This window comes from Flavobacterium kayseriense (genome assembly GCF_014305095.1).
Taxonomy (GTDB): Bacteria; Bacteroidota; Bacteroidia; order Flavobacteriales; family Flavobacteriaceae; genus Flavobacterium; species Flavobacterium kayseriense.
Genome location: NZ_JACRUI010000002.1, coordinates 282,356 through 296,334, shown reverse-complemented (window position 1 = coordinate 296,334; position 13,979 = coordinate 282,356). Strand labels below are relative to the sequence as shown.

The following is a 13,979-nucleotide window of genomic DNA, read 5'->3' as shown; positions in this document are numbered from 1 at the left end:
TTTTGATTGATCAATAACCAAATCTTCAAATTCATACTATAATGATTACAGTTAACGATATTTCAGTAAATTTTGGTGGTACAACGCTTTTTAGTGATGTTTCTTTTGCAATAAATGAAAACGATAAAATTGCCCTTATGGGTAAAAATGGCGCTGGGAAGTCTACACTATTAAAAATTATTGCTGGACAAAGTAAGCCGTCAACAGGAAGTGTATCTGCGCCTAAAGAGGCAGTTGTTGCTTACCTACCACAGCATTTGTTAACCACTGATGGTGCAACGGTAATGGAGGAAACTTCAAAAGCATTTGGGGAGATTTTAGGGATGAAGGCTGAAATCGATCAAATAAATGAGCAGCTAACCATTCGCACTGATTATGAGAGCGATGCTTACATGAAATTGATTGAAAGAGTTTCTGATTTAAGCGAAAAATACTATGCTATTGAGGAGGTTAATTACGAAGCAGAAGTTGAGAAGATATTAACAGGTTTAGGATTCGAACGTGAAGACTTTACCCGTCAAACTTCGGAATTTTCAGGAGGATGGAGAATGCGAATCGAATTAGCTAAAATCCTTTTGCAAAAGCCAGATTTGATCTTGCTAGATGAGCCTACCAATCACATGGATATCGAAAGTATTCAGTGGTTAGAGGAATTTTTGATTAGCGAAGCTAAAGCAGTGGTCGTAATTTCACATGATAGAGCTTTTGTAGATAATATCACTAATCGTACAATTGAGGTTACAATGGGGCGTATTTACGATTATAAAGCGAAGTACTCTCACTACTTAGAATTGCGTAAAGATCGTCGCCTACATCAGCAAAAAGCGTACGATGAGCAACAACGAATGATTGCGGATAATAGAACATTTATTGATCGTTTTAAAGGAACTTTCTCTAAGACTGATGCGGTACAATCACGTGTGAAAATGCTCGAGAAATTAGTTATTGTTCAAGTAGATGAAGTAGATAACTCGGCTTTAAAATTAAAATTTCCTGCTGCAGCACGTTCGGGACAATACCCTGTCATTGTAAAAGAGTTAGATAAAGCTTATGGAGATCACGTTGTGTTTAAAAACGCAAATATCGTGATTGAAAGAGGAGAGAAAGTAGCTTTCGTGGGTAAAAACGGAGAAGGTAAATCGACTATGATTAAAGCAATTATGAAAGAATTGCAAATTGATGGTGGTGTTTTAGAAATAGGACACAATGCGCAAATAGGGTATTTTGCTCAAAACCAAGCGTCTTTATTAGACGAAAATGCAACAATCTTTGAAACTATTGATGATATCGCTGTAGGTGATGTCCGAACTCAGATTAAAAATATCTTAGGCGCTTTTATGTTTCACGGAGATGATATTACCAAAAAGGTTAAGGTGTTGTCAGGTGGTGAAAAAACTCGTCTAGCGATGATAAAATTATTGCTAGAACCGGTTAATCTTTTAATATTAGATGAACCTTCAAATCACTTAGATATGAAGACAAAAGACATTATTAAAGACGCTTTAAGGGATTTTGACGGAACATTAATCTTGGTTTCTCACGATAGAGATTTCTTAGATGGATTAGCTACAAAAGTATTTGAATTTAAAAACAAAAGAGTGATCGAGCACTTTGAGGATATTACCGGATTTTTGGCTAACAAAAAGATGGAAAGTATGCGCGAAATTGAAAAATAATATAAGCTAAATTGGTAACAAAAAAAAAGAGCATTTGGATACATCAAATGCTCTTTTTGCTTTTATAATCGTATTCCTGGTGGCAGTAATTCTTTATAAACGGGATTCTTTTTAAAAAATAATACTATTCGTGGAAGTATGGGAACTACTTTGAGTTTTCGCTCTTCGGCTATTTCCATGATTTCTTTTAAAAAGGAATCAATAAATGCTTCGTTTGTAAAAGTTTCAGGCGTGTTTATTTTGGTCAGAAATATTTTCTTTTCTTGAAAAGAGTACTCAACTGATATGAGATCTTCTTCTGTTGTTGTTTCAAACTGTCGTGCAAATGTGTTGTCTTTAATTTCCATTGTTGTGATTCGTCAGTGTAATTTATTAAAATTGCTTTAGAGAAAGTTTGATGTGGTGCTATTTTGTGGTTGTTTACAGTTGATTTTTTTGCTAGTAAGTAGTAAATAAATAACTTTGTTAGAGCGGTTTAAAAGTGTAAAACAAAGATATTGATTTGCTTATCAATATCAAATTCTTTTTAGGTTTAAGTGCAAGTCAGTTACCATGGTAAGGAATGTTTTATAGATTATTTTGAGTTTCGCATATAAAAAGTGGTTTGCTGTAGATTGAGAATTGTATTAGTATGAATAAAAAAAAATGAACTTACGGTACTGATGCGTAAAAGATTTAAGGTTCAAAATATTTATGAATATTATAGCGTATTCAAAAGCATAATTGATAATAAAAGAATTAATTTTATCAAGAATTTGCTGTAAAATAGAATACAGATAATTGAAAAGAGAGAAGTAGTTATGAATAAAGTCCACGTTTATTTTATGCCCGGTTTGGCGGCGAGTTCAGCGATATTTGAAAGAATTGAACTTCCTGAAGAGGCATTTGAAATACATTTACTAGAATGGGAGATTCCTTTACCTCAGGAGTCATTGTCTGATTATGCAAAAAGGATTGCTGATAAAATCACTCATAAAATGCCTGTTTTAATTGGTGTTTCTTTTGGTGGCATCTTAGTGCAAGAGATAGCGGTACATATCAAAGCTAGAAAAGTAATTATTATATCCAGTGTTAGAAGTAATTTGGAGTTTCCTCGAAGGCTTAAATTAGCAAAAACAACCAAAGCGTATAAGTTGATTCCAATGACTTTAATTCTCAACTTAGAGAATTTGGCGAAGTTCTCTTTTGGAGAAAAAATAAACCAACGACTAAAGTTATATGAAAAGTTTTTATCAGTTAGAGATATTGGCTATTTAGAGTGGGCTGTAGAAAAAGTAATTTTATGGGATCGAACAGAAATAGATGAAAGCGTAGTTCATATTCATGGTGATTTAGACGATGTTTTTCCAATAAAAAACATCAAAAATTGTATAGTTGTAAAAGGAGCAACACATATTTTGATTCTTAGTAAGTACAAATGGTTGAATGCACATTTGCCACAGATTATTTTAAATTAAAAAATTAATTAAAGGATTGTAATAGTAAATTTAAGAATGAAAATATACAATAAGAAAACAAGTAATGCTGTATTGGTACTCTTGTTAATGATTTTAGCTATTTCTTGTGGTAAAGCTGAAAAAGAAGAGATTGAGAAAGTGTTGCCTCAAAAAGAGAAAGAGCTGCATTATTTCCCGAGTAAAATTAATTTTGCAGGTGAACAAGCACCTATAGAAATTGAAGATGTTAAGGAGCGTTTGGATCGGGAGTTAATTGTTAACAGAAACTATCATTCCTATACGATTCTTGCCATAAAAAGGGCAAATAGATCTTTTCCGGTTATTGAGCCCATTCTGAAAAAAAATGGAGTACCAGATGATTTTAAGTACTTAGCTGTGATCGAAAGCGGATTAGTTAATGTAGTATCAAAGGCAGGAGCTAGAGGAGTATGGCAGTTCATGCCTGAAACAGCAAAGGATATGGGATTAGAAATTAGCAATACCGTAGATGAAAGATATGATTTAGCTAAGTCGACTCAAGCAGCTTGCGATTTTTTACTAAAAGCAAAAGCTAAATTTGGTTCTTGGACATTAGCTGCTGCTTCTTACAATAGGGGTTTAGTAGGAGTGCAAAACTTGCTTAATTTTCAAAAGGAAGGTAGTTACTATGATTTATATATGAATGAGGAAACAGGGCGCTATCTTTTTAGGATTATGGCACTGAAGGAGATTATGGAAAACCCTGATAAATTTGGATTTAAAATCGATCTACAAGACAAGTATAAATTGATTGAAACAAAAAAAGTAACCGTTTCTACCTCGATAAACAATTTGGTAACATTTGCAAAAAGACAAGGGACTAATTATAAGATATTGAAAGTTTACAACCCTTGGTTGCGAGGCACGAAATTAGAGAATCCTTCAAGAAAGAAGTATGTTATTGAAATTCCTTTAAGCGGAATTTAAAACACACTAGTTTTCTGAATTTTAAAATTAGTAAGTCATAATTAAAAAGGGCAAAATGATATCATTTTGCCCTTTTTACTTTATATTTTTTTCATCTGATCTTTCATCATCGTGATTTGCTCTTTTAACATATTTTGTTTGTCGAGTTTTTTAGCCTCATTAAGCAATGCTGTTGCTTCTAATTTTCTTCTTCTTGACATCGCAACACCGGCAAGATTTAATTTAGCTACTGCTAAGTCCATATCCATAGACAAACCTAATTGAATTGCCTTCTTAAAATATTTCTCTGCTTGGTTAATATTTGTTTGCGCTAGCATGATTCCATGTAAGTAGTTATAGTACCCTTGTTGCTTTTGCACTAAAGCTGTTTCTGGTTTTTTGATGAATGATAACCATTTTTTTGCACCTTCAAAATCTTGTTTTCTTAATTTTAAGAAGGCTAATAGGATGAATTCATTTTTAAAATACAAGAAGATGGGAAAAGCAGTCAATAATAGAAGGAAAATTCCGTTACCAATATTGTTCTCTGTAAATTGCCAAATGCTAACGATTACAATAAGTCCCGCAATAATAAGTTTGATATTTTTGTTTAACATGGTATGTGATTATTTAAGATTGCAAAGATAGTAAAAGGAATTAAAAATATTTTTATAAAACTACTTGCATGAAAAAAAAGTCTTTGTATATTTGCACTCGGTTTTGAGGTAACAGTTATCTCAAAAGTAGATAGTCATATAAACAAGATTTTAAAGATACAAAGCAATGAGCAAAAGAACATTTCAACCATCGAAAAGAAAAAGAAGAAATAAGCACGGATTTATGGACAGAATGGCTTCTGCTAATGGAAGAAAAGTTCTTGCGCGTAGAAGAGCTAAAGGAAGACATAAGTTGACTGTTTCTAGTGAACCAAGACACAAAAAATAATGTTTGAATGAACATATTTAAGGCGTTACTTTTTTTAGTATCGCCTTTTTTTATACCTTGTCGGGACAAAACAAAGCTAAATAGTACATTTTAAGCTAGTTGTATCGTTTTTAAGGATGTATTTTCAAAAATAAGTAACTACTTCATCACACCATAATTACAAAAAAAATGCCAAAAGACTTATCCATTAAATCCGTTTTAATTATAGGCTCAGGACCTATAGTTATTGGTCAAGCATGCGAATTCGATTATGCAGGATCACAATCAGCACGTTCTATACGTGAAGAGGGAATTGAGGTTATTTTGATCAATTCAAATCCAGCAACTATTATGACCGATCCTTCTATGGCCGATCATATTTATTTGAAGCCTTTGACAACAAAATCAATTATTGAAATTCTGAAAGCGCACCCACAAATTGATGCGGTACTACCTACAATGGGAGGACAAACGGCATTAAACTTGTGTCTTGAAGCGGAGGAAAAAGGAATTTGGGCTGATTTTAATGTAAAAATGATTGGTGTTGATGTAAATGCGATCAATATTACTGAAGACAGAGAGCAATTCAAGCAGCTGCTTAAAAAGATAAATGTACCATCAGCTCCAGCTGAAATTTGTACTTCTTATTTAAGAGGTAAAGAGATTGCCCAGGAATATGGTTTTCCATTAGTAATTCGTCCTTCTTTTACTCTTGGAGGTACAGGAGCCGCAATTGTATACAAGAAAGAAGATTTTGATGAACTTTTGACAAGAGGTTTAGAAGCGTCACCAATTCATGAGGTTTTAATTGATAAAGCTTTGATGGGATGGAAAGAGTATGAATTAGAATTGTTAAGAGATAAGAACGACAATGTTGTCATTATTTGTTCGATCGAAAACATGGACCCAATGGGAATTCATACTGGAGATTCAATCACGGTGGCACCAGCAATGACTTTGTCTGATACTACTTTTCAAAGAATGCGTGATTATGCTATATTAATGATGAGAAGCATTGGGAACTTTGCAGGAGGGTGTAACGTGCAGTTCGCAGTTTCACCTGACGAGAAGGAAGATATTGTGGCAATTGAAATTAATCCACGCGTATCTCGTTCTTCTGCACTAGCATCTAAAGCAACAGGATACCCAATTGCAAAAATCGCCTCTAAACTAGCTTTAGGGTATAACCTTGACGAGCTACAAAATCAAATTACCAAATCAACTTCGGCTTTATTCGAACCAACTTTGGATTATGTGATTGTAAAAATACCACGTTGGAATTTTGATAAATTTGAAGGAGCTGATAGAACATTAGGACTTCAAATGAAATCCGTAGGTGAAGTAATGGGTATTGGACGTTCGTTCCAAGAAGCATTGCACAAAGCGACTCAATCACTAGAAATAAAAAGAAACGGCTTAGGAGCAGATGGTAAAGGTTATACCAATTATGAACAAATCATAGAGAAACTAACTTTTGCAAGTTGGGATCGTGTTTTTGTAATTTATGATGCAATTGCTATGGGTATTCCATTGAGCCGCATTCATGAAATCACAAAAATCGATATGTGGTTCCTAAAACAATATGAAGAATTATATACTTTAGAGAAGGAAATTTCTAACTTTAAAGTAGAAACTTTACCTAAAGAGCTTTTGCTTGAAGCGAAACAAAAAGGTTTTGCTGATAGACAAATCGCACACATGATGGGTTGTTTAGAAAGTGCGGTACATACCAAGCGTATGGATATGAATGTTAACCGTGTGTTTAAATTAGTAGATACTTGTGCGGCTGAGTTCAAAGCTAAAACACCGTACTATTACTCTACTTTCGAGGCTGAAATTGAAAAAGCAGATGGTACTCGCTACGTAGATAACGAAAGTATCGTTACCGATAAAAAGAAAATTATTGTTCTTGGCTCAGGGCCAAATAGAATCGGACAGGGAATCGAGTTTGATTACTCTTGCGTTCACGGAGTATTGGCTGCAAAAGAGTGTGGTTACGAAACCATCATGATCAACTGTAATCCTGAAACAGTTTCTACGGATTTTGATACGGCTGATAAATTATACTTCGAGCCTGTTTTCTGGGAACATATCTATGATATCATTCAGCATGAAAAACCAGAAGGTGTAATTGTTCAGCTAGGTGGTCAAACGGCTTTGAAATTGGCTGAAAAGCTATCTAAATATGGTGTAAAAATTATAGGGACGAGCTTTGACGCTTTAGATTTAGCTGAAGATAGAGGTCGTTTCTCTGACTTGTTAACAGAGTTAGAAATTCCTTTCCCACAATTTGGAATTGCCGAAACTGCTGACGAAGCCTCCGCTTTAGCAGATGTTTTAGACTTTCCATTATTGATCCGTCCTTCATATGTATTAGGAGGTCAGGGAATGAAAATTGTAATTAACAAGCAAGAGCTAGAGGAACACGTTGTAAACTTATTAAAAACGATTCCTGGAAATAAATTATTGTTAGATCATTATCTTGATGGTGCGATTGAAGCCGAAGCAGACGCTATTTGTGATGGAGAAAATGTGTACATTATAGGGATAATGGAGCATATCGAACCTTGTGGAGTACACTCTGGAGATAGTAATGCCACTTTGCCTCCGTTTAATTTAGGTGAGTTTGTAATGCAGCAAATTAAAGATCACACAAAAAAAATAGCGTTAGGCTTGAAAACGGTTGGATTAATCAACATTCAGTTCGCTATCAAAGACGACACTGTTTATATTATCGAAGCAAACCCTAGAGCGTCTCGTACGGTTCCGTTTATTGCAAAAGCATACGGAGAGCCTTATGTGAACTATGCTACTAAAGTAATGTTAGGACATAATAAAGTAACTGACTTTACTTTTAACCCACAGTTAAAAGGATTTGCAATCAAGCAACCTGTTTTCTCTTTCAGTAAGTTTCATAATGTAAACAAAGCATTGGGACCAGAGATGAAATCAACAGGAGAAAGTATCTTGTTTATTGATGATTTAAAAGACGATCAGTTCTATGAGTTGTACTCTAGAAGAAAAATGTATTTGAGTAAATAATCTTAATTTTAGATATAAAAAAGCCCCGTAATGAACATGCCCCAAAAAGTTAGACACTATTTGGGGCATTTTTTATGGAAAGAAAAGTAAAATATGATTTGATAAACGATAAAACTAATGCAATTACTATCTTTTACTTTTTATTTATTCAGTAGTTATAATAATTTTTAACGCTTTTTCTTCCGCAGCATTCAAAAAAACTTGGTAAGCATGTTCAAGTTCTGAAAGCGGAAAACGATGAGTGATCATTTTCTTTAAGTCCATATGATTAGCAGAAACTGCTTTCAATAGCATTGGAGTTGTATTTGTGTTTACTAATCCAGTAGTTATGGTTAAGTTTTTAATCCAAAGTTTTTGGATATCAAAATCTACTTTTACGCCATGAACTCCTACATTAGCAATGTGGGCTCCTGGTTTAACTATTTTTTGACAAATATCCCAAGTTGTAGGAATTCCAACTGCTTCAATAGCAACGTCTACACCATCACCACCCACTATTTCTTTAACAGCTTCTTCCACGTTTGTAGTTTCAGAATTAATAGTATGTGTAGCGCCTAATTCTTTTGCTAATTTAAGTCGGTTATCATCTAAGTCAATCATGATTATTTTAGAAGGAGAGTAGAATTGTGCTGTTAAAAGTACAGACATCCCAACCGGGCCCGCTCCAACAATAGCAATTTCATCTCCCGGTTTTACTTTTCCGTATTGCACACCTATTTCATGGCCAGTAGGTAAAATATCGCTTAACAAGACAGCGATTTCATCATCAATACTTTCTGGTATTCTATGTAAGCTGTTATCAGCATGAGGAATTCTGACATATTCAGCTTGGACCCCATCGATCATATATCCTAAAATCCAGCCTCCATCTGTACAATGAGCATACATTTGTTTTTTACAATATTCGCAAGAGCCACAAGAAGTAATACACGAAATTAGAACTTTTTCACCCTTCTTAAATTGCGATACACTGGCGCCAACTTCTTCAATAATACCTACGCCTTCATGTCCAAGGATACGTCCGCTTTCGATTTCGGGATTTTTCCCTTTATAAATACCCAAGTCTGTTCCGCATATCGTGGTTTTTAATACTTTTACAATTACATCTGTTGGTTTTACAATAATTGGTTTAGGTCTTTCTTCTAAAGCAATCTTATGATCGCCATAATAAACTAATGCTTTCATCTTATTTCTTTTTTAAGATTTAATGATTATTCTAATATACTATATATTTGTTAATCAGTATTTTACACTTATATTCAAATGTACGCTATTTTGTGTAAGTATTATCGAAAGCATCTATGTTTATTGCTTCTCTTATTTTTTAATGTTTCTATATTTTAGCTATTTTAACATTGGAAATTCATATTATAGTTATCGGTACTATTGGATTAATGAATTCTCCAATTGAAAATTATTTTTGACTTGCGAATTTTGTACTTTATTACAAAAAAATATATTTTTTTTCAATTTGATTTCTGCCTTTTTTATTCAAAAATCTTTGATCCCAACTTGTATCATAACCAGAAAAATAATCTACAAGAGAAAGTATTGTATTTACTGATGACTTTCAAGTCGATCAGTCTTACAAATAGTACTCTAGAAGAAAAATATATTGGAGTAAATAATCTCCAACTTTATATACAAAAGTACCTTGGTTGGTACTTTTTTTGTGTAAACTACGTCTGGATAAGTTGATTATTTGTATTATTATTGTGAATTGGTAAACCAATAGTGAGTTAAAACATTTTTTTATTACATTCGATTTAAATTTATAGAAGATGATTAAAACAAATTTGATAATTATTATATTTACTCTTTTCGCTGTTGTGAATGTGCAAGCCCAATTGCGTGTTTGGAATATGAAAAATTTAGATGAAGCTAAAACAAAAAAAACTACAGAAGTAAGCACTATTATAAAAGAAGCTGATAAAAAGTTGAAACAAGCTTTAGTTTCTGTAGTTGATAAAGAGATGACTCCATCTAGTGGAGACAAGCACGATTATATGAGTATGGGGCGTTATTGGTGGCCAGATCCTACGAAGACTGACGGTTTGCCTTATATTAGGAAAGACGGTCAGTCTAATCCCGAAATTGAAAAGTTAGATCGATACCCTTTGAGTAATTTTGCTCAAAGTATAGAAACCCTTTCTTTAGCGTTTTACCTAACATTAGATGAAAAATACGCGCAAAAAGCGGTAAGAAACTTAAGAATTTGGTTCATAAATGATGCTACAAAAATGAATCCGAATATGAACTACGGGCAAACTATTCCTGGTGTCAGAAACGGATTGGGTAGAGGAGAAGGGATTCTGGATACGTATTCTTTTTTCGAAATGTTAGATGCTATCGAAATCCTTAAGAAATCAAAAGCATTCTCGACGCAAGATCAAATAGCAATAGAAGATTGGTTTAAAACGTATGTTAGTTGGTTGCAATCTGCTCCTGTAGCAGCTGAAGAACAACAAGCAAAAAATAATCACGGAACTGCATTTGATGTACAATTAACACGTTATGCTCTTTTTATTGGTGACTATGAATTAGCTAAAAGCATAATTAATCAGTTTGCAGAGAATAGATTATTTACACAAATTGAACCCGACGGATCCCAACCGCTAGAATTAGTAAGAACAACTGCTTTGGGATACTCTACGTTTAATTTGACTCATTTTTTAGATATGGCGCAAATGTCAAAATCGCTCAATATTGATTTGCTTCATCAGAAATCTAAAGATGGAAGGAGTATCTTGAAAGCTATTGATTTTTTAGTGCAATATGTTAATCAGCCACAAGCGATATTTCCATACCAACAAATCAAAGACTGGGAAGGTGTACAGGAAAAACTCAGATGGCAACTGTATCGCGTAGATAAAATGCTTGATAAAGCAATATATTCAAGCTATTATCCCCAGCGATTTACCAACCCTACTAAAGAGTCAATTCTTTATTAGTACTAAACCGAAAAACACCATAAAATGGAAGTAACCTGATTGGATCAAGGTCTGAGCATTTTTTTTAGGAGATCTAAACTTTTATATCAATGATTTGTTATTAGTATAGTAACTATAAAGGTTATAAATTGATTTTTATAATTGTATTATCTGCTTTTTTTATTAGAAGCTCCTTGATAACAATATTTTTAAAAACAGAAGGTTTAGTAATCAAATCGCAAATTAGATATTGCTCATAATTGACGCCATTGATTTCAAGGATTTCATCACCAGTAGTAATTTTGGCTTTCAAAGTTTCGTCCCATACAATACCGATAGAAAGTTTGTTGTTTACTATTGTAGGTGTAAAAGGCAGTACTAATTCGCTTAAATCCGTAGTGTCTTTGTAAGCTGTGTAGTAAAATTTTTTGTTTTTGTAATCGAGCGTTCCAATTCCGTTTTCTAGAAAATCCATCCCTATTCTTGAGTTGTTATCACTAGTAGTTGTTGTAGTAATATTTGTAAATTTAGCTTTAGCTATTGTTACTTCAGGCACCAGTACTCTAAACGTATTGTCGCTCTTTGTGTTTTCGAACATACCTAAAGATGCAGAACCATTACCTGTATTTAACAATCTAATTTCTGTTTTATCTTTAAAGATACTGTACGCTCTAGTAGATAAGTCATAAAACCCTTTCATACCAGTGTCTAAGAGTACTTGTTCTTTAGCTGACTTTTTACTAGTGATTTTGATCCAGATAAATGGACTACTTTGATTTCCTTTTAAAGCAACTTTAGTACCTCTTTTTTTATCGATCACTACTTTTTCAAGATCAGTAGTGATTCGGATGACCTTATTTTTCGTGTCAATTTGCAGGATCGAATTCCTTAAAAGAGTACTACCAATAAAGCCATCAATCTCAAAGCAGTCAAAAATTATATTTTTATCCTCCGTGTAGGCTAAGGCTACTGAATTTTGGAATGTGATTCCCCCAATAGATAGTTCCGGTAAAGTAACAATATCCATCATTGACTTCGTATTATTGGCATCTGTTACAGGAAGCTGCTGAACAACTGTGGTGTTCAATTCTTTTTTAAGATGTAAAGAAATGCAGTTTGGAGCTCCTGTATCTAACAAGAACCGATATGTTTTGTCTTGAATGACAACCGGAATGATAATTTTACCATTTACGTATTCAAACGGAATCTCGGAGTAGTATTTTTGTTCTAATGTGTTTCCTTGATTGAGAGTCACTTTTTGCGCATTGCAAGCAAACGAGAGTAATACAAGCAATAGGTGCCAATTGTTCTTTAGTACTTTCAATTTAAGCATAGCAAGACTAGTTATTTCATTCTATTTATTTTTTTTAAATACTTTTTTAAAGACTAATACAACCACCAAGGTAATTGCACCACCAATCAATCCAAATATGGCTTCTCGCACCACATCTGGTAAATCAACAAATGTATGATGTAAAAATGAAACTTTGTGAGCGAATATTCCACCAGCTACTAGTAATAAAGCTATTGTTCCTATAAAGGCTAAAGCTTTAATTACTTTTGGTAACGCTAAAATTAAAACACCTCCAACTCTTTGAAGTAAACCGCTTTTTTTAGTTTGTAAAAGAATACCTGTATCATCCATTCTTACGATTAATGCTACGATTCCGTACACACCTACTGTTGCTAGTACTGCGATAAAAGTCACCACGAGTATCTGATTTAGTAGCGGTTCCTCTATTACCGTTCCTAATGCGATGATTACAATTTCTACCGACAGAATAAAATCAGTTACAATTGCTGCTTTTATTTTATCCTTCTCCATTAATAAGATTTGATCTTCAGTTAGCGGTTCAAGAGCTACTTTGTTTTCTGAATGGTCATGAGGAACGAAATATTCGTAGATTTTTTCAACCCCTTCATAAGCAAGGTAGAGCGCACCGACGATTAAAATTACCGTTATTGCAATAGGTGCAAAGGAGCTTAACAAAAAAGCAAAAGGTAAAATTATTATTTTATTTAACAATGACCCTTTTGTGATAGCCCATAAAACGGGTATTTCTCGTGAGGAAACAAATCCAGATGCTTTTTCGGCATTAACAGCTAAGTCATCACCTAAGATTCCAGCTGTTTTTTTAGTTGCTATTTTACTTAAAACCGCAACATCATCCATAAGTGCTGCAATATCGTCTAATAATGCGAAAAATCCTGAGGCCATATATTTTTTTGTTTAATGTTTATTTTTTTGATTAAAAAGTGCCTTTTTTATTAGTTTTGCTTGTTCTGTTGAAAATATTTCAATAAAAAACACAAATATCTTCGATATCTTTTCGCTCTAAATCCGGAACCCAGCACTCTTCTGCTGTATATCCAACAGGGATTAGTAAAAATGGTTTCTCATTTTCAGGACGATTGAGAATTTTACTAATGAAATTCATTGGGCTTGGCGTGTGAGTTAAGGAAACCAATCCTGCATCATGTATGGCTGCAAGTAAAAATCCTGTTGCAAGACCCACGCTTTCCTGTACGTAATAGTTATTTTTCTTTTTTCCATCTTCTCCAAATTCATAAATGCGCCTAAAGACAATGATGAGGTAGGGTGCGATTTCAAGAAAAGGCTTTTGCCAATCAGTACCAAGGGGTTTTAAATCATCTAACCATTCGCTGGACATACGTGATTCATAGCTTGCGCGCTCTTCTTCTTCTGCGGCATTTCGTATTTGTTTTTTTATCTCGGGATTAGCTATTACACAAAAAGTCCATGGTTGTTTGTGTGCGCCTGATGGAGCCGTCGAGGCCGTTCTTATGATGTTCTCAATCACTGCCCTTTCAATTGCGCGATCGGAGAATTCTCTAACTGATCTACGACTATCCATGTTTTTATAAAAAGATTGTGCTCTTTGCAGCATTTCTTCGTCCGAGAGAATGGGTTTGCTGTAACTGATATAAGGATGATTGTCAATCAATTTTTTTACGGACATTTTTCTTGCTTTTTTATATATTCAAATATAAGTTTATTTACGTCA

General features: G+C 33.7%; 12 protein-coding genes. 6 read left to right on the top strand and 6 right to left on the bottom strand.

The window, feature by feature from the left end; all coding sequences use genetic code 11:
- Nucleotides 1-41 precede the first annotated feature (41 nt).
- Nucleotides 42-1,676, top strand: a complete 1,635-nt coding sequence (gene abc-f, locus H8R22_RS07665; protein ID WP_187009871.1) for a ribosomal protection-like ABC-F family protein — start codon at nucleotides 42-44, stop codon at nucleotides 1,674-1,676.
- A gap of 62 nt (nucleotides 1,677-1,738) precedes the next feature.
- Here the strand turns inward: abc-f and H8R22_RS07660 are convergent, their stop codons facing one another.
- Entirely contained in the window at nucleotides 1,739-2,023 is a 285-nt protein-coding gene (locus H8R22_RS07660) for a GNAT family N-acetyltransferase (RefSeq protein WP_187009870.1), read from the bottom strand.
- Nucleotides 2,024-2,476: 453 nt separating this feature from the next.
- Between H8R22_RS07660 and H8R22_RS07655 the strand changes: the two genes are divergently transcribed.
- The gene (locus H8R22_RS07655; protein ID WP_187009869.1) at nucleotides 2,477-3,133 is read left to right on the top strand and encodes an alpha/beta fold hydrolase; all 657 of its coding nucleotides are present in this window, start codon (nucleotides 2,477-2,479) and stop codon (nucleotides 3,131-3,133) included.
- Nucleotides 3,134-3,169: 36 nt separating this feature from the next.
- Nucleotides 3,170-4,078 carry a lytic transglycosylase domain-containing protein gene (locus tag H8R22_RS07650; RefSeq protein WP_225876001.1) on the top strand — a complete coding sequence of 303 codons (909 nt, stop codon included), beginning with the start codon at nucleotides 3,170-3,172 and terminating at the stop codon, nucleotides 4,076-4,078.
- A gap of 80 nt (nucleotides 4,079-4,158) precedes the next feature.
- Here the strand turns inward: H8R22_RS07650 and H8R22_RS07645 are convergent, their stop codons facing one another.
- The gene (locus tag H8R22_RS07645) at nucleotides 4,159-4,674 is read right to left on the bottom strand and encodes a DUF2892 domain-containing protein (protein ID WP_187009868.1); all 516 of its coding nucleotides are present in this window, start codon (nucleotides 4,672-4,674) and stop codon (nucleotides 4,159-4,161) included.
- A 166-nt stretch (nucleotides 4,675-4,840) separates the two neighbouring features.
- Between H8R22_RS07645 and rpmH the strand changes: the two genes are divergently transcribed.
- On the top strand, nucleotides 4,841-5,002 hold the full coding sequence (gene rpmH, locus H8R22_RS07640) for a 50S ribosomal protein L34 (RefSeq protein WP_008464848.1): 162 nt from the start codon (nucleotides 4,841-4,843) through the stop codon (nucleotides 5,000-5,002).
- Nucleotides 5,003-5,170: 168 nt separating this feature from the next.
- A complete protein-coding gene (gene carB / locus H8R22_RS07635; RefSeq protein ID WP_187009867.1) occupies nucleotides 5,171-8,023 on the top strand; it encodes a carbamoyl-phosphate synthase large subunit in 2,853 nt (950 codons plus the stop codon).
- Nucleotides 8,024-8,167: 144 nt separating this feature from the next.
- Here the strand turns inward: carB and H8R22_RS07630 are convergent, their stop codons facing one another.
- Nucleotides 8,168-9,208 carry a zinc-dependent alcohol dehydrogenase family protein gene (locus H8R22_RS07630; RefSeq protein ID WP_187009866.1) on the bottom strand — a complete coding sequence of 347 codons (1,041 nt, stop codon included), beginning with the start codon at nucleotides 9,206-9,208 and terminating at the stop codon, nucleotides 8,168-8,170.
- Nucleotides 9,209-9,804: 596 nt separating this feature from the next.
- Between H8R22_RS07630 and H8R22_RS07625 the strand changes: the two genes are divergently transcribed.
- A complete protein-coding gene (locus tag H8R22_RS07625; RefSeq protein ID WP_187009865.1) occupies nucleotides 9,805-10,974 on the top strand; it encodes an alginate lyase family protein in 1,170 nt (389 codons plus the stop codon).
- Between the two features lie 121 nt (nucleotides 10,975-11,095).
- Here H8R22_RS07625 and H8R22_RS07620 read toward each other — a convergent pair whose 3' ends face one another.
- The 3 genes from H8R22_RS07620 to H8R22_RS07610 form a co-directional block, all read right to left on the bottom strand.
- Nucleotides 11,096-12,286, bottom strand: a complete 1,191-nt coding sequence (locus tag H8R22_RS07620; RefSeq protein ID WP_187009864.1) for a retropepsin-like aspartic protease — start codon at nucleotides 12,284-12,286, stop codon at nucleotides 11,096-11,098.
- A gap of 21 nt (nucleotides 12,287-12,307) precedes the next feature.
- Nucleotides 12,308-13,171, bottom strand: a complete 864-nt coding sequence (locus H8R22_RS07615; protein WP_187009863.1) for a DUF808 domain-containing protein — start codon at nucleotides 13,169-13,171, stop codon at nucleotides 12,308-12,310.
- A gap of 79 nt (nucleotides 13,172-13,250) precedes the next feature.
- A complete protein-coding gene (locus H8R22_RS07610) occupies nucleotides 13,251-13,862 on the bottom strand; it encodes a nitroreductase family protein (protein ID WP_225876000.1) in 612 nt (203 codons plus the stop codon).
- Nucleotides 13,863-13,979: the final 117 nt, after the last annotated feature.

Bases quoted from the DNA above. Each gene is read 5' to 3' on its own strand.
- H8R22_RS07625 (WP_187009865.1), top strand. From the start codon at position 9,805: ATGATTAAAACAAATTTGATAATTATTATATTTACTCTTTTCGCTGTT.
- rpmH (WP_008464848.1), top strand. From the start codon at position 4,841: ATGAGCAAAAGAACATTTCAACCATCGAAAAGAAAAAGAAGAAATAAG.
- abc-f (WP_187009871.1), top strand. From the start codon at position 42: ATGATTACAGTTAACGATATTTCAGTAAATTTTGGTGGTACAACGCTT.
- H8R22_RS07615 (WP_187009863.1), bottom strand. From the start codon at position 13,171: ATGGCCTCAGGATTTTTCGCATTATTAGACGATATTGCAGCACTTATG.
- H8R22_RS07650 (WP_225876001.1), top strand. From the start codon at position 3,170: ATGAAAATATACAATAAGAAAACAAGTAATGCTGTATTGGTACTCTTG.
- H8R22_RS07620 (WP_187009864.1), bottom strand. From the start codon at position 12,286: ATGCTTAAATTGAAAGTACTAAAGAACAATTGGCACCTATTGCTTGTA.
- carB (WP_187009867.1), top strand. From the start codon at position 5,171: ATGCCAAAAGACTTATCCATTAAATCCGTTTTAATTATAGGCTCAGGA.
- H8R22_RS07630 (WP_187009866.1), bottom strand. From the start codon at position 9,208: ATGAAAGCATTAGTTTATTATGGCGATCATAAGATTGCTTTAGAAGAA.
- H8R22_RS07660 (WP_187009870.1), bottom strand. From the start codon at position 2,023: ATGGAAATTAAAGACAACACATTTGCACGACAGTTTGAAACAACAACA.
- H8R22_RS07610 (WP_225876000.1), bottom strand. From the start codon at position 13,862: ATGCTGCAAAGAGCACAATCTTTTTATAAAAACATGGATAGTCGTAGA.
- H8R22_RS07645 (WP_187009868.1), bottom strand. From the start codon at position 4,674: ATGTTAAACAAAAATATCAAACTTATTATTGCGGGACTTATTGTAATC.
- H8R22_RS07655 (WP_187009869.1), top strand. From the start codon at position 2,477: ATGAATAAAGTCCACGTTTATTTTATGCCCGGTTTGGCGGCGAGTTCA.